At 57.8% G+C, this 15,111-nt stretch carries 13 protein-coding genes; 3 read left to right on the top strand and 10 right to left on the bottom strand.

Features of this window, described 5'->3' with window-relative positions:
- Window positions 1-516: 516 nt before the first annotated feature.
- On the bottom strand, window positions 517-2,829 hold the full coding sequence (gene metE / locus AC1MEE_RS00525) for a 5-methyltetrahydropteroyltriglutamate--homocysteine S-methyltransferase (RefSeq protein ID WP_480413192.1): 2,313 nt from the start codon (window positions 2,827-2,829) through the stop codon (window positions 517-519).
- A gap of 106 nt (window positions 2,830-2,935) precedes the next feature.
- Here metE and metR point away from each other — a divergent pair, with 106 nt between their 5' ends.
- Window positions 2,936-3,853, top strand: a complete 918-nt coding sequence (metR, locus tag AC1MEE_RS00520) for a transcriptional regulator MetR (protein ID WP_480413191.1) — start codon at window positions 2,936-2,938, stop codon at window positions 3,851-3,853.
- Between the two features lie 2 nt (window positions 3,854-3,855).
- Here the strand turns inward: metR and AC1MEE_RS00515 are convergent, their stop codons facing one another.
- The 8 genes from AC1MEE_RS00515 to AC1MEE_RS00480 form a co-directional block, all read right to left on the bottom strand.
- Complete coding sequence (locus tag AC1MEE_RS00515; RefSeq protein WP_480413190.1) at window positions 3,856-4,494, bottom strand: LysE family translocator; 639 nt, start codon at window positions 4,492-4,494, stop codon at window positions 3,856-3,858.
- A gap of 50 nt (window positions 4,495-4,544) precedes the next feature.
- Window positions 4,545-4,961 carry an NUDIX hydrolase gene (locus AC1MEE_RS00510; RefSeq protein ID WP_480413189.1) on the bottom strand — a complete coding sequence of 139 codons (417 nt, stop codon included), beginning with the start codon at window positions 4,959-4,961 and terminating at the stop codon, window positions 4,545-4,547.
- Complete coding sequence (ddlA, locus tag AC1MEE_RS00505; RefSeq protein ID WP_480413188.1) at window positions 4,958-6,049, bottom strand: D-alanine--D-alanine ligase; 1,092 nt, start codon at window positions 6,047-6,049, stop codon at window positions 4,958-4,960. The genes AC1MEE_RS00510 and ddlA overlap by 4 nt, the downstream gene beginning before the upstream one ends.
- 36 nt (window positions 6,050-6,085) lie before the next feature.
- Window positions 6,086-7,360 carry a type II toxin-antitoxin system HipA family toxin gene (locus AC1MEE_RS00500; protein WP_480413186.1) on the bottom strand — a complete coding sequence of 425 codons (1,275 nt, stop codon included), beginning with the start codon at window positions 7,358-7,360 and terminating at the stop codon, window positions 6,086-6,088.
- Complete coding sequence (locus AC1MEE_RS00495) at window positions 7,332-7,688, bottom strand: helix-turn-helix domain-containing protein (RefSeq protein WP_480413185.1); 357 nt, start codon at window positions 7,686-7,688, stop codon at window positions 7,332-7,334. The genes AC1MEE_RS00500 and AC1MEE_RS00495 overlap by 29 nt, the downstream gene beginning before the upstream one ends.
- Before the next feature lie 131 nt (window positions 7,689-7,819).
- On the bottom strand, window positions 7,820-8,101 hold the full coding sequence (locus tag AC1MEE_RS00490) for a type B 50S ribosomal protein L31 (RefSeq protein ID WP_480413184.1): 282 nt from the start codon (window positions 8,099-8,101) through the stop codon (window positions 7,820-7,822).
- 219 nt (window positions 8,102-8,320) lie between these two features.
- Window positions 8,321-9,646 (bottom strand): APC family permease, encoded by a 1,326-nt coding sequence (locus tag AC1MEE_RS00485; RefSeq protein WP_480413183.1) that lies wholly within the window; start codon window positions 9,644-9,646, stop codon window positions 8,321-8,323.
- Window positions 9,647-9,727: 81 nt separating this feature from the next.
- On the bottom strand, window positions 9,728-10,546 hold the full coding sequence (locus tag AC1MEE_RS00480) for a carbon-nitrogen hydrolase family protein (protein ID WP_480413182.1): 819 nt from the start codon (window positions 10,544-10,546) through the stop codon (window positions 9,728-9,730).
- A 136-nt stretch (window positions 10,547-10,682) separates the two neighbouring features.
- On the opposite strand from AC1MEE_RS00480, the gene AC1MEE_RS00475 reads away from it, so the two are divergent.
- Complete coding sequence (locus AC1MEE_RS00475) at window positions 10,683-11,510, top strand: helix-turn-helix transcriptional regulator (protein WP_480413181.1); 828 nt, start codon at window positions 10,683-10,685, stop codon at window positions 11,508-11,510.
- Window positions 11,511-11,622: 112 nt separating this feature from the next.
- A complete protein-coding gene (locus AC1MEE_RS00470) occupies window positions 11,623-13,233 on the top strand; it encodes an FMN-binding glutamate synthase family protein (RefSeq protein WP_480413180.1) in 1,611 nt (536 codons plus the stop codon).
- A gap of 79 nt (window positions 13,234-13,312) precedes the next feature.
- On the opposite strand, the gene AC1MEE_RS00465 is transcribed toward AC1MEE_RS00470, so the two are convergent.
- A complete protein-coding gene (locus tag AC1MEE_RS00465) occupies window positions 13,313-14,902 on the bottom strand; it encodes a glycosyltransferase family 39 protein (RefSeq protein ID WP_480413179.1) in 1,590 nt (529 codons plus the stop codon).
- Window positions 14,903-15,111 lie beyond the last annotated feature (209 nt).

Raw genomic sequence — 15,111 nt, 5'->3', positions numbered from 1 at the left:
GGGAGCACGGTGGCGAATGGATTCACTCTCTCATACGTGGTCACAGCTTGCTGTGCCGACAACGACTCCACGCCGATACCGTGCGGACCACTCTCCCATGCGGGTGCGTACACACCAGTGATGGCTACGGTCTTGGTCCCCGCGCGCACTTCGATTCTACGACGTGCCCCTGTTTGCTGCGCGACAGCGCGGCGTCGAAGACGCGGCGAGGCCTCCCATCAAACAACCTATAAGCCGTTGAAAAATAAAGAGTATATTTTATGGAATTTTCAGCCTGACGCTAATTCCTTGTAGGAGCTGACTTGTCTGCGATCCAGTGCGAAGCGCTGGCAAAAATGGTGAATTCACCACCGCTGGAAGGTCCTTCGGCCCTTATCGCAGACAAGTCAGCTCCTACGCCCTCCGGGCAGAATCGAGACCGAGTTTGCTGCGCGACAGCGCGGCGTCGAAGACGCGGCGGGCCCTCCCACAGGATAAATGCAATCGCTGTGGGAGTAGGCTTGACCGCGAATGGCTTTACGCCAATTCCCGCCGTAGTTGCCTCGCCGCCGCCACCATATTGACCAACGCAGCCTCAGTCTCGGCCCAACCCCGCGTCTTCAACCCGCAGTCCGGGTTGACCCACAGGCGCTCGGCAGGGATGAGTTTGACTGCTTTGGCCATCAGTTTGACCATCTCGACGGTGTCCGGCACCCGCGGCGAGTGGATATCGTAGACGCCCGGACCGATGTCATTCGGGTAATCGAACGCTTCGAAGGCCTTCAGCAACTCCATGTCCGAACGCGACGTCTCGATGGTGATCACGTCGGCGTCCATGGCCGCGATGGAGTCGATCACGTCGTTGAATTCGCTGTAGCACATGTGGGTGTGGATCTGGGTTTCATCACGCACACCGGAGGCACAAAGACGGAAGGCTTCCACCGCCCAATCCAGATATTCCTGCCATTGCGCACGGCGCAGCGGCAAGCCTTCACGGAAGGCAGCTTCGTCGATCTGCACGATTTTGATCCCGGCCTGCTCCAGATCCACTACTTCGTCACGAATCGCCAGTGCCAGCTGTTGTGCCTGAACCTTGCGTGAAATATCTTCACGCGGGAACGACCACATCAGCATGGTCACCGGGCCGGTCAACATGCCCTTCATGACTTTGCCGGTCAGGCTCTGAGCGTAGCGAATCCAGTCGACAGTCATCGCCTGCGGACGGCTCAAGTCGCCGAAGATCACCGCCGGTTTAACACAGCGTGAACCGTAGCTCTGTACCCAACCAAAACGGCTGAACACATACCCGTCCAGTTGCTCGGCGAAGTACTCGACCATGTCGTTACGCTCGGCTTCGCCATGCACCAACACGTCCAGCCCCAGACGCTCCTGGATCTCCACCGCATGGCGAATTTCGCTGTGCATGGCATCGGTGTAGTCTTTGACCGACAACGTGCCCTGTTTGAACGACTGTCGCGCCAGACGAATGGAAGCAGTCTGTGGGAACGAGCCAATGGTGGTGGTCGGAAACGCCGGCAGATTCAGCCGCGCCCGTTGCAGCACAATTCGTTTGGCAAAGGGCGACTGACGTTGACTGTCGGCCGCGGTGATCGCCGCCAGCCGCGCCTGAACCTGCGGTTTGTGAATGCGTGGCGACTGCTGCCGACTGGCCTGTACCGCACGACTTTGAGTCAATGCGGCTTGCACAGCAGCGTCTTGCGGGTCGTTCAAGGCCGCGCTGAGCACGGCGATTTCTTCACACTTCTGCACGGCGAAGGCCAACCAGCTTTTCAGTTCGGCATCGAGCTTGTCTTCACGCTGCAGATTCACCGGGCTGTGCAGCAGCGAGGACGAACCGGCCACCCACAGATTATTGCCAAACCGGCTTTGCGCCTCGTGCAGGTGCTCCAGCGCTTTGTCCAGATCGCAACGCCAGACGTTGCGACCATTGACCACGCCCAGGGACAGCACCTTGTAGGTCGGCAGACGATCAAGCACCGCGGCCAGTTGTTCTGGCGCACGCACCAGATCGATGTGCAGACCATCCACTGGCAGCGACACCGCCAGCCCAAGGTTGTCTTCGAGACCACCGAAGTAGGTCGCCACCAGCTTTTTCAGCGGCGAGTATTGCAGGCTGTGGTAAGCGCGCTCGAAAGCGTTTTTCCAGTCTTGTGGCAAGTCAAGGGTCAGGATCGGCTCATCGATCTGCACCCACTCCACGCCCTGCGCCGCCAGACGACCGAGGATTTCGCCGTACAACGGCAGCAGCCGCTCCAGCAGGTCAAGCTTGTCGAAGCTGTTGCCCTTGGCTTTGCCCAACCACAGGTAGGTCAGCGGGCCAATCAGCACCGGTTTGACGGCATGACCGAGGGCCTTGGCTTCATCGACTTCCTCGAACAACTGCTCCCAGCTCAACTGGAAACGCTGATCTTCAGTGAATTCCGGCACCAGATAGTGGTAGTTGGTATCGAACCACTTGGTCAGTTCCTGGGCGTATTGCGCCTTGGCATGGCTGCCGCCGCAACAACTGTCACTGGCGCCACGGGCCATGGCGAACAAGGTATCGAGGGTCGGCAAGCCAGCGTCATCGGCAACGGCAGCGAAGCGCTCGGGGATCACACCGAAGGTCAGCGAATGGGTCAACACCTGATCGTACCAAGCGAAGTCGCCGACCGGCAGCAGGTCGATCCCGGCCTCTTTCTGCAACTGCCAATGGGTGGCGCGCAACTCGCGACCGACCGCGCGCAGACCCGCTTGGTCGAGGTCGCCGTTCCAGTAAGCTTCCAGCGCTTTTTTCAATTCACGATCAGCGCCGATGCGCGGAAATCCAAGCGTGTGGGCCAAGGCCATGACAACGTCCTTCCTATAAAAGATGGTGCTATTGTCGACAGCCAGAGCAACATGAGACAAACTCATTGTATTCGTGTTGATCACAAAGTTTATTCATGGAGCCGTCGTGCTGGAAATTCGCCACCTGAAAACCCTGCACGCCTTGCGCGAGGCCGACAGCCTTGTGGAAGCGGCCGAACGCCTGCACCTCACGCAGTCCGCCTTGTCCCATCAGTTCAAGGAGCTGGAGGAACGCATGGGCATGCCGCTGTTCGTGCGCAAGACCAAACCCGTGCGCTTCACCAGTGCCGGGCTACGTCTGTTGCAGCTGGCTGATTCGGTACTGCCACAGCTGCGCGGTGCCGAGCGTGATATCGCGCGCTTGGCTGGCGGCACTGCCGGACGCCTGCACATGGCGATCGAATGCCACAGCTGCTTCCAATGGCTGATGCCGACCATCGACCAATTTCGCGATGCGTGGCCGGAAGTGGAGCTGGATCTGGCGTCAGGCTTTTCCTTCGCGCCGCTGCCAGCCCTGGCTCGGGGCGATCTTGATTTGGTAGTGACCTCCGATCCGCTGGAGCTGGTGGGCATCACTTATGTGCCGCTGTTCACTTACGAAGCGATGCTCGCCGTCGCCAACCAGCATCCGCTGGCGAACAAGCCCTACATCGTCCCGGAGGATTTGCTCAAGGAAACCTTGATCACCTACCCGGTGGAGCGCGACCGGCTGGACATCTTCACCCGCTTCCTCGAACCGGCCGATATCGAACCGGCGCAGGTGCGTACCTCGGAGTTGACGGTGATGATGATGCAACTGGTCGCCAGCGGACGCGGCGTGTGCGGTGTGCCCCATTGGGCGCTGCATGAATACAGTTCACGGGGCTATGTGAAAGCCAAGCGCCTGGGCGAAAAAGGCCTGTTCGCCACGCTGTACGCCGGCATCCGCGCCGATATGCTCGACGCGCCGTACATGCGTGATTTTCTGCTGACCGCCAAGGACACTTCGTTCTCGACACTGGATGGGGTGAGTGCGGTGCGTTGAAATCAGGCGCTGCGACGCTGCTCCAGCATCAGACGCACGGCCAGCGATGCCAACACGCAACTCATCACATACCGCTGGACCGCCATCCACATCCGATTGGCGGCAAACCATGTCGCCAAGCCTGCCGCAAACATCGCGATCAGCAGATTGACCGAGAAACTGACGAAGATCTGAGTCAGCCCAAGGGTGATGCTCTGCGCAAACACCGAACCGTGTTCCGGCGAGATGAACTGCGGCAGCACCGACAGATAGAAGATCGCGATTTTCGGATTGAGTGCGCTGGTGAGAAAGCCCATGGTCAACAGCTTACGGCGCGAATCCGGCGACAGACTCTTGGGTTCGAACGGTGAACGTGCACCGGGCTTGACCGCTTGCCATGCCAGCCACAGCAGATATAACGCGCCCGCCCACTTGAGCAACTCATATGCCACCGGCACCGCCATGAATAACGCGGTCAGCCCTACCGCCGCCGCGACCATGTGCACGAGAAAACCGCCCACCACACCCACCAGCGAAATGATCCCGGCTTTCGGCCCCTGACAAATCGAGCGGGAAATCAGGTAAATCATGTTTGGCCCGGGCGTGAGGACCATCAACAACGCCGCACCAGCGAACAGCAGCCATTCTTGAACGGGGATCATGTGCACTCCTTGCAGTGAGAATCGAAAACAGGTGATAACCAGAACGGAACTTATGCCGTCGTTTGAATGGCGCGGTACAGCGGCAGAATAGAGTCACGCGTCAGCGGCGCCAACACCAAATCATCAATATTGTCAGAACCGACCCACACTACTTCCTCGATCTCGGCGGCGGGCACCACGTCGGCGTCGATGTGCAGCCGATACAACTGGCACTGCACCTCGAACCCAGGCTCGTTCGCGGCGGGCGCGGTAAACTCGCCGAGGTAATGGGCGTGCAGCGGATCAATGACCAGACCCAACTCCTCTTCCAGTTCCCGCGCCAATGCCGCAGCCGGGCTTTCGTGAGCATCGATCTTGCCCCCCGGCTGCATGAACGCCGTGGTCCCTCGTTTCCGCACCAACAGTGTCCGGCCATCGGCGCCAATCAGTAAGGCTGCCGCGATGCGAATGATCGACGTCTGGGTCATACGAAAATCTCGGTCTTGAGCAACCGCGCCTCTTCAGCACGCTCAAGCGCCAGCACAATCAATCGGTCGATCAGCCCGGCATACGACAGCCCGCTCGCCTGCCACAGCTTGGGGTACATGCTGATCGAGGTGAAACCGGGGATGGTGTTGACTTCGTTGATGATGATGGCATTCGCCTCGGTTACGAAAAAGTCCACCCGGGCCATGCCGGCACACTCAAGGGTCTGATAGGCACGCAATGCAACCTCGCGCACCTGATCACCCACACCCAGCGGCAGTTCGGCCGGGATGGCGATCCGCGCCTGGCCGTCATTCAGGTATTTGGTGTCGTAGGCATAGAACTCATCGTTGGCAATCACTTCACCGCAAACACTGGCCTGCGGCTCACGATTACCCAGCACCGCGCATTCAACTTCCCGGCCGACGATGCCGCGCTCGATCAACACCTTATGGTCGTAGTCGAACGCCAGTCTCAGCGCCTTGGTAAAGCCAGCTTCGTCGGTCACCTTGCTCACACCCACGGACGAGCCCTGGCTGGCGGGCTTGACGAAGAACGGCAGGCCCAACTGCTCGACCAATGCGCTGAAGTCCGCCGATTGATTGCGTGTCAGCACCACAAAAGGCGCCACCGCAATCCCGGCATCGCGCAGCAGACGCTTGGTCACGTCCTTGTCCATGCACACCGCCGAGCCCAACACATCCGGGCCCACGAACGGAATATTCAGCAGGCGCAGCAGGCCTTGCAGCGAGCCGTCTTCACCGAAACAACCGTGAATCAATGGAAACACCACGTCGATCCGCGCCAGCTCCACACCGCTTTCGACCTCGACGAACTGCCCGCCAGCACTCCCCGGAAGCAGAGACAGGTACTTGCCCGATGGGCTTAGCTTGATCTTCGCCGGATCGTTGGCGTTCAGCAGATAGTCGCGCTCATCGAACAGCAACCAACGACCCCGCTTGTCGACGCCGATCAAAGTGATGTCGTAACTGCCGCGATCGATCGCATTGATCACATTCCGGGCTGACTGCAACGAGACTTCATGCTCGCTGGATTGCCCACCGAAGACGATGGCGACTGTTTTTTTCAATGCAGATGCTCCGTGGTTACGGGAAGAGTCATTAAATCAATCAGGGGCGTTAGCGGCGTGCCAGAAAGCGCTTTCCATCAGCTCGATATCACTGCGACGCAACCCCTGTTTCCGGGCAGCAGCCTGCCATGTGTTCACCACCGCCGTCACCTGCCGGATGATCAATTCCGCCTCTTGCGTATGCAGTCGGTAATAATCCGCTGTCGCCACCAATGTCTCCAGGCTGGGCCGTGGATCAGCGTCATCGATGGCCAGTACGTGCTCATCTTTATAAGGGTTGGGGTTCATGTCGTATGCCATCGACAGACGCCAACCTTCGGCCTCTCTAATGAAACCGTGATTACGCAAATGATCGTCACGGTTGCCAATCATGATGTTGAAAGCCACGCGTCGGAACAATTGAGCGAGATCAGTGTGGATATGTGCCGCAGCACCGTTACGGCTAATGAATTCCGCTAATTCCAGATAGGAGCCACTGTCGCCTTCATCTTTTTTCAGCAAGGTCATTGCTGAGGTGAAGAATCGGCGACGTTCCTTGTTTTGGTTGTACACCCGGTCAAAGCGCTGAACGCAGAATGTCCGGTGCTCTGAGCTGAAAACCCTCAGCTCAGACCTTGGCACCCAAATCCCTGCCTTGGCGGCCAGATCATGGGCGACCTTTTCCCAGGCACCGATATCGTATTCATCGTCACGAGCGGGAAACTTTGCAATCCACAAGCTGCCACTCTCGTCAGTGAAGTTTGCCTTGGGGTGCGCGCCCCCCAGCGAAGCGCCAGGCGCGACCAATATTCGCAACCATTGCCGCAACTGATCCTGACTGGGGCTTTTGCGCTTGTCCGTCAGATTCAATGCAATGGCCTCCAGCTCCCGCAGACTGGCCACAGGCGGCGCGGGAAGCGGCTGGTTATCCAGAAAAACCTCGGTGCCCGGAGAGCGAAAACGCAAAGCGCCCATCCGCGTCGAATCCTGAACACCCAGTAAATAATCCCAGGCTGACAGCGACATCGGCCTTCTGTCCTCATCCCGAGCCTGCATGGCCTCGCGACGATCCATCAGCCGCTGTCCCCAACGATCCGGACTGGAGTCGAGGAATATGCCAAAGTTGCCTTTTCGAGCATCCGGAAAAAAGTCGCCCTGATCCAGGCTCAAATCAGGATCGACCACAAAGCTCGACTCGCTGTTCAGCCAAGTCGGATCGTAGCTGAAACGCACGACACCACGATCATGGGCCAACGCGCCAATTCGGGTCAGTTGCGGGATAAGGTCGGCATCCAGCCAAACCTCAAGCTGATGGTGATTGCTTGCTGTCATCAAGTTCTTCCTTGGGGATACGAGGCTTTCTGATTCGTTTGGCGGGCAGCTCCAGGTCCTGAAGCTTTCGGCCTAACACATCATCAGCGGCCACCTGGCCCAGGTCCGCAGCTAAACCCAGCACATCTAGAATTCGTGCATAGGTACCCATCGAGACAGCCGGGTCGCCCGCCTCTGCACGGTATAGCGTCGCGCGAGCAATATCAGCCCGCGCACAGACCGTGGCGATCGAATATTTGCGACGTAATCTTGCAAGCCGTAATCGTTCACCCAACTCTTCGAGCAATCGCTGCATCGAGGGGAATAAACGAGGTTGTTTGGCGGGCATGGTTTATCTCTCATTTCAACCAAATTTTTATAGTTAATACATAACGTGAGACTAGCAGAAAAAGACAAAAAAATAGTCTCACGTTATGAACAATAAAAAAGTAATGGTTCATAACGTGAGGCCAATTTGACTCATCCGGCAGTGGGTCCGTCTTTCTTGCCCCCGGCGCCAAACATCGAAAAACGCCTGTTGAAGCTCGCGATACCGCCTTCAGCGTCGGCTTTGCGGTGGTGCCCGCTGTACATCAAGTGAGAGGCACTGGAGATGTCGAGCGCCACGTACGGATACGTGTTGCCATCGGTGTACGTCAGGGTGCGATCCGTTTCAACGGTGGAGCCAATCAGGAAGTACTCATCGGCGGCCGTGTCATGAAACAGCACTATTCGGTAATTGGGATGGATTCCAGTTTTCATGGTGGGTTTACCTCCGCAAAATACGTTCAGTCAGTGTGAGTTACACAGCCATAAAACGCAGAGACCCACTGAGAATGGATTGCAATAAGCCTAGATCGTTGTGGTCTAGCCATTCGCAGACAAGCCCGCCCCCACACAAACTGTGGGAGCAGGCTTGCAACTACGCGTCCCGCTGCGAAGAAGCGATGCGGTCTACCCGGCAGACCGCACGCGCATGGATCAGGACGCTTCCTGGAAGTCCATTTCCGGTGGCTGGCGACGGAAGCCGCCGGTGAGCCAGGCCAGGTAGACCACGCCCACCGCCAACCAGCTCAGACCAAGGATGATCGCCAGTTTGTCGAGGCTGATCATCAGCCACAGGTCAGCCACCAGACCGATCAGCGGGAAGATCAGGAACAGCACCAGCTCTCGCAGGCCGCGTTTTTCCCCACCGATCCAGTAATGGAAGATCACCGACAGGTTAACCAGGCTGAAGGCCAGGAACGCGCCGAAGTTGATGAAAGAGGTCGAAGTGGTGACGTCCATTTTCAGCGCCAACAGGGCGACCACGCCGCACAGGACAATGCTATTGACGGGTGTACCGAAGCGCTCACTCAAACGAGCGAAGAACGAGGTCGACAGCACGCCGTCGCGACCCATGGCATACAGCAGACGCGAACCGCTGGCCTGTGCCGACAAGCCCGAAGCGAATTGGCCGACGATCAAGCCGATCAGGAAGATCGAGACGAACAGGTCACCACCGATGTTTTTTGCAATTTCATAGGCTGCCGAATCGGCGTTCTCGAACACGAACGACGGATGCGCCAGTTGCACGAAGTACGACACGCCGACGAAGATCAAACCGCCGATCAGGGTGATCAGCATGATCGCCCGTGGGATGGTGCGAACCGGGTCCTTGGTTTCCTCGGTCAGGGTGCTGACCGCATCAAAGCCGAGGAACGAATAGCAGGCAATCGCCGCACCGCTCATGATTAGCGGCATCTGCATATCGCCAGTGAAGAATGGTGCGAGGGTCCACAGCGGCTTGCTCGCATCGCCACCAATGTAGTGAATGCTCAGCGCCACGAACGCAACCAACACCAGGAACTGCACCAGCATCAGCAAGGCGTTGATGGTGTTGGCCAGCTTCAGACCGACAATATTGATCAGACTGGTGATAACGATGAACGCCAGCACCCAGACCGGTTGTGGGACCGCCGGGAAGGCCGAACCCAGGTAGGCCGCGCCGATCAGCCAGATCGCCATGGGCAGGAACAGATAATCGAGCAACACCGCCCAACCGGCGAGGAAGCCCAGCTTCGGGCTGATGGCTTTGCGCACGTAGCTGTAAGCGGAACCCGCAACCGGGAACGCAGCAGCCATGCGACCGTAGCTCAGGGCGGTGAAGAACATCGCAACCAGTGCCGCCAGATACGCCGCCGGCACCATACCATTGGTGGATTGCGCGAGGATGCCGAACGTACCGAGCACGATGATCGGTGTCATATAAGCGATGCCAAACAGCACCACTGACCCTAGCGAAAGGGTGCGTTGCAAACGAGCCATGAGCGACTACTCCGAATTATTGGTTTTATGGCAGAGAAAAGTTCGGCAGAACAAAAACAGTTGTTGTTATGAGGTTCGGGCTTATCGAGGAATCAACAGCTCACGCCGGCCATCGGCGTGTTCGACGACTTCGCCCGGAAAACGCAGGCGCTGGTCATTCAAATAACGGTAATCACGACGCGCGGCAGCCAGTTGGCTCAGGTCCAGCTCGACGCTGAACTGGCACTCTTCGCGCCCCGCTTCGTACAGCAGGGTGCCGAATGGATCGACCAAGGCACTGCCGCCGGCGAACAACAGGTCACCATCGCCTTCGCCAACGCGGTTGACCATCAGCGCGAATGCCTGGTTTTCCTGGGCGCGGGCCATGATCGCGGTGCGGTGCGTCGGCCCGTACGGGTCCATGTTGCCGTTGGTGACGATAATCAGATCAGCCCCCAACTGCGCCACGGCGCGGGCTGTTTCCGGGAATTCGATGTCGTAACAGATCAACAGGCCGATGCGTACGCCGTTCCACTCACAGGTGGCGAAACGGTCGCCGGGGCTGAACACGCCACGATCCGACGCCCACAGGTGCGTCTTGCGGTAGCGCAGGGCGATGCCTTCAGGGGTGATCAATAGTGTGGTGTTGTAATACTGGCCGTTATCGTTTTCGGCAACGCCAATCACCACGGCGATATCACGCTCATGGGCAGCCCGCTGCACCGCTTGCACGGTCGGGCCGTCCAGCGGCTCGGCGATCCGGGCCACGGTATCGGCCGAGGGAAAGCCCATCAGATGGGTTTCCGGAAATACGATCAACCGGGTGTCGCTGGCGCAGGCGGCAATCGCTGCCAAAGCACGCTGCAGGTTGTAGGCTGTGCCGTTATCCTGGCCTGCCAGTTGGGCGAGTTCGACCTTCATGGGTTCTCCTTATTCACTATCGTGGCCGACCCGGCACAATAAATGCTGGCCTGGTCATCGGCTCTGCGGGCAGTATGCGCATCAGCAAGGTGTGCGGGGAATTACGCAGCTGTGGTAACCCAATAGGGGTAGAGGTATGACAATCGCACTGCAGGACATCGCCTGGCATCGCTCGGTCGCGCAATTGATCGAAGCGCTGGACAAGCCGAATTTCTGGGCGCAATTGGTGCGCCTGCTCAATCAATACGTGAGTTTCGATAGCTGGGTCGCGTTGCAATTCAGCTCCCGGCAACGTCCGTTGGTGTTCGCCGAATGCCCCGCCGAAGACGGCACACCCGACCAGTTGTTCCAGGATTACCTCAAAGGCCTCTACCTGCTCGACCCTTTCTACATCGCCAGCCGCGAACATTCGCAGACCGGGCTGTTCCGCTTGGCGGAGGTAGCACCGGAACACTTCGAACTGACCGAGTATTATCAGCGCTACTTCCGCCTGAACGTGGTGGCTGATGAAATCCAGTTCAACTGCCAGCTCGATGCGGACCGCACCTTGTGCCTGTCGCTGGGTTCGACCCAACGCTTCAGCACCGAACAGATCGCGCTGCTGTCACTGATTCAGCCTTGGGTGGTGGCCTTGCTCCGGCAACGCCTGCCGTTCGAACTGCTCGAACCGGGTGCGCAATCCGAACTGCAATCCGAGGTGCAAGCGCAGCCCTTGCAACCCACCAATGACTGGCGCACCCAGCTGGAAGCGTCGGTGCAGCAGAGCAGAGGTGCACAATTGACCGCCCGCGAGCTGGATGTCGGACGGCTGATGCTCAGCGGCTGCTCCAGCAAAGAGATCGCCCGCAAGCTGGAAATCTCCGCCGAAACCGTGCGGGTGCACAAGAAACACATGTACAGCAAGATGGGCATCAAGTCGCAGTCAGAGCTGTTTTCGATTTTTCTTCAGGCACAAAGTGCCTGAACCGAGGGAAGGTTTCAGTCCACACCTATACGGGGTGAAACCACTGATTGACAGGCGCGGAACAGCGCCAGCGCTTACATCATCAACCATCATCAAACCCCCAGGATTCCGTATGAGCCTGTCCCTACTCAGTCGTTACGCCTTTTTTGTCCTTTGCGTGTTGTTCACCCTTGCCAGCATCCCGTTCTGGCAGCACGAATGGCTTTGGCCGTTCACCCTGGTGACCGGCGTGCTCAGCCTGATCGGCATCGGCGACTTGCTGCAGACCCCACACGCGGTGCGCCGCAATTACCCGATTCTGGGCAACATTCGTTACCTGGTCGAACGCATTCGCCCGGAGATTCGCCAGTATTTGCTGGAGTCCGACAGCGACGCCCTGCCCTTTTCCCGTGCCCAGCGTTCGCTGGTGTATTCCCGGGCCAAAAATGAATCGGCGGACAAGCCTTTCGGCACGCTGATCGACGTTTACCAGACAGGCTTCGAATTTATCGGCCACTCCATGCGCCCGGCACCGTTGAGCGATCCCAGCGCTTTTCGCGTGATCGTCGGCGGCCCGCAATGCAAACAACCCTACTCGGCCTCGGTATTCAATATCTCGGCGATGAGTTTCGGCTCGCTCAGTGCCAACGCGATTCGCGCGCTGAACCAGGGCGCCAAACTCGGCAACTTCGCCCACGACACCGGCGAAGGCAGCATCAGCCCCTATCACCGGGAAAACGGTGGCGATCTGACGTGGGAGCTGGGCAGCGGTTACTTCGGCTGCCGGACCTCGGACGGCCGTTTCGACCCTGAACGATTCGCCAAACAGGCGCAGGACCCGCAAGTGCGGATGATCGAAATCAAGATGAGCCAAGGCGCCAAACCGGGCCACGGTGGCATCCTGCCCAAGGGCAAGGTGACCAAGGAAATCGCTGAAACCCGCGGCATCATGATGGGCGAAGATTGCGTCTCGCCCTCGCGGCACAGCGCGTTCTCGACCCCTTGCGAACTGATGCACTTCATTGCTCAACTACGCGAACTGTCGGGCGGCAAACCGGTGGGCTTCAAGTTTTGCCTGGGCCATCCGTGGGAGTTCATGGGCATCGCCAAAGCCATGCTCGAGACCGGCATTCTGCCGGACTTCATCGTGATCGACGGCAAGGAAGGCGGCACCGGCGCCGCGCCCGTGGAGTTCACCGACCACATCGGTGTGCCAATGCGTGAAGGCCTGCTGTTCGTGCACAACACCCTGGTCGGTCTGAACCTGCGGGACAAGATCAAGCTTGGTGCCAGCGGCAAGATCGTCAGCGCCTTCGACATCGCCAGCGTGCTGGCGATCGGTGCCGACTGGGCCAACTCGGCGCGCGGCTTCATGTTCGCCATTGGCTGCATTCAGTCGCAAAGCTGCCACACCAACAAATGCCCGACCGGCGTCGCCACCCAGGATCCGTTGCGTCAACGGGCACTGGTCGTGCCAGACAAAGCGCAACGGGTGTTCAACTTTCACCGCAGCACGCTCAAGGCGCTGGCCGAAATGTTGGCTGCCGCCGGGCTCGATCACCCTTCACAACTGGAAGCCAAACACCTGGTACGCCGCATGTCCGCCACTGAGATCAAATTGTTCTCGCAGTCCCACGTGTTCCTCAAACCCGGCGAATTGCTGACCGGCGCAGTGGAGGGCGAGTTTTATTCGAACATGTGGAAGATGGCACGGGCGGATAGTTTTGAGCCGAATGCGGCCTGAGGCAGGCTAATGCGTTGAGTCCCGCCGAAGAGATATCGTCGGGACTCAGCGGCGTTAGTGCTGCACGCGGCGAGTCCTCTTAGCGTTTCATACGCACGCTAGCTGTAGCCTGCGGATCTTGCCTGCGAATGGAATAAAGCCGAACTTGCGTGTCGCCAGCCTTCAACGTACGCACGGGTTGCCAGTTATCGGGCACCTGCACCAAGTCTTCTGCGTCGCTATCAGACAGAAGCCATACCCGCCGTGTCTCGGGGGGCAACACCTCGAGACTGTCGAGAAAATTTTTATCCGGGTTCTGATAGAACAAAGTTCCTGCGCCGTCACTGTCGGGGCGACCAGAGCTTCCATCGGGCAACGGCGGCGTATAGAGCAGCGGTTGAGTTCCGGACGTGTTGTAATAGATAACACTCATGTACCAATAATCACCGTCCACCACGATACGATCACCCGAAACAAAGTATTTATTAATTTCGTCAACCACCCTATCGGTATGATCATTTTGCTGACGGAGGGGGTCATTCAACTTATTTCTCTGCATATACACATTATAAAGACCGCCCCCCTCCAGACCGACCAACACTGTCAGGCAGACGATGGCGAACCATGGAAAATGCTGGGCTAACCGATCAAGCGTAATCGCCAGGATTAGCGGCAAGCCAATCGCCGCAAACGACAGGTAGCGAGGTACGAAAAATGGCTGTTTAAAGGAAATTAAAAACACTACCAACATGGGAACGAAAGCGTAAATAACCACTAACGTATTAAACCTGTACAGCCCTCTGTCACGCAGAACAATCCACCCCGAGACCCCCAATATTCCCAGAGGGAGAGCCACATAAATCGGCCATGAGAAATCTCGCCCATCCTCCAGCGTCAGAAATTGCCAAATAGCGGAAGGCAACGTGAAACCTGTGGGGGGCAATACATAGCCTATGTCTACCGTGTCAGACAACTGGCCGATTAAATCAGGTATCCAGGGCACATAAAGGAATACAACGGCACCATTGGCAAGCCACCAGGACGTTCGTGTGACGAGGTGACATTCCTTTGAGGGTTGAAGCCGTAGTAAAGACAGATACAGCCAGTGAGCCATCACACACAGGCCCGCAAAATAATGCGTATAAAATCCCGCCGTCATGAGTAACGTATACATGACCAAGTAACGATAACGCTGTGGATTTTTAACCCAGTATATGAGTGCAATAGTCGCCCCCATTAACCAGACATCCTGAAGCGAGTACATCCGCACTTCTTGGCTGTAACGCACGGAGATAGGCAGCAGGGCCAGTAGCAGCCCCGCCAAAATAGCCGCTCGGCGCGACGCAATCAAACTCACTAGCCAGACGCTCAGAACAACGGTCACCACACCCGCCAACACACTCATGGCACGTAACGCAAAAACCCCAGTGCCAAATACAGTCATCCACCCGTGCAACAGTAGAAAGTATAAAGGTGGATGAACATCTTGTGCGGTGTGAAAGCAGATGAGGGCCGGTGAATAGGCACTCAGCAGCACACTTAAGGCTTCGTCGGTCCACATGACCGGCTTGGTTACATCATGAAAATCCACCAGCGTTGCCAGTACCACAATGGGCAATAGCCAACACTCACGAGCAAACAAGGCAAGGTGTCGAATACTCGTCCCAGTATGATGCTGAAAAAGCGCCATAATGTTCTCCTTCGCCGACAGTCGTAACGGCTAATCAAGGCAGACCAAACGCTAACCAGATGACCCACGCGTTGACTGTCAAAAAGAAAGTAAAGAACATTTTCTGCTGTCGTGTATGGAGCGCGGTCAGAAACTCCATCGTTGTAACCAGCGGGTTACACCCGGTCGTAACGCTGCCACTTCAACACGTGCTCCATCGGCCTGGCCAC

The sequence above is a fragment of the Pseudomonas sp. ASL3 genome (assembly GCF_056680425.1).
The sequence above is the reverse complement of the archived record's forward strand: the minus strand, read 5'-3'. Positions and strand labels throughout refer to the sequence as shown.

What these genes read in the sequence shown, in the direction of transcription:
- metE (WP_480413192.1), bottom strand. Translation starts at nt 2,829, where the DNA reads ATGGCCTTGGCCCACACGCTTGGATTTCCGCGCATCGGCGCTGATCGT.
- AC1MEE_RS00515 (WP_480413190.1), bottom strand. Translation starts at nt 4,494, where the DNA reads ATGATCCCCGTTCAAGAATGGCTGCTGTTCGCTGGTGCGGCGTTGTTG.
- AC1MEE_RS00510 (WP_480413189.1), bottom strand. Translation starts at nt 4,961, where the DNA reads ATGACCCAGACGTCGATCATTCGCATCGCGGCAGCCTTACTGATTGGC.
- AC1MEE_RS00500 (WP_480413186.1), bottom strand. Translation starts at nt 7,360, where the DNA reads ATGACAGCAAGCAATCACCATCAGCTTGAGGTTTGGCTGGATGCCGAC.
- AC1MEE_RS00495 (WP_480413185.1), bottom strand. Translation starts at nt 7,688, where the DNA reads ATGCCCGCCAAACAACCTCGTTTATTCCCCTCGATGCAGCGATTGCTC.
- AC1MEE_RS00490 (WP_480413184.1), bottom strand. Translation starts at nt 8,101, where the DNA reads ATGAAAACTGGAATCCATCCCAATTACCGAATAGTGCTGTTTCATGAC.
- AC1MEE_RS00485 (WP_480413183.1), bottom strand. Translation starts at nt 9,646, where the DNA reads ATGGCTCGTTTGCAACGCACCCTTTCGCTAGGGTCAGTGGTGCTGTTT.
- AC1MEE_RS00480 (WP_480413182.1), bottom strand. Translation starts at nt 10,546, where the DNA reads ATGAAGGTCGAACTCGCCCAACTGGCAGGCCAGGATAACGGCACAGCC.
- AC1MEE_RS00475 (WP_480413181.1), top strand. Translation starts at nt 10,683, where the DNA reads ATGACAATCGCACTGCAGGACATCGCCTGGCATCGCTCGGTCGCGCAA.
- AC1MEE_RS00470 (WP_480413180.1), top strand. Translation starts at nt 11,623, where the DNA reads ATGAGCCTGTCCCTACTCAGTCGTTACGCCTTTTTTGTCCTTTGCGTG.
- AC1MEE_RS00465 (WP_480413179.1), bottom strand. Translation starts at nt 14,902, where the DNA reads ATGGCGCTTTTTCAGCATCATACTGGGACGAGTATTCGACACCTTGCC.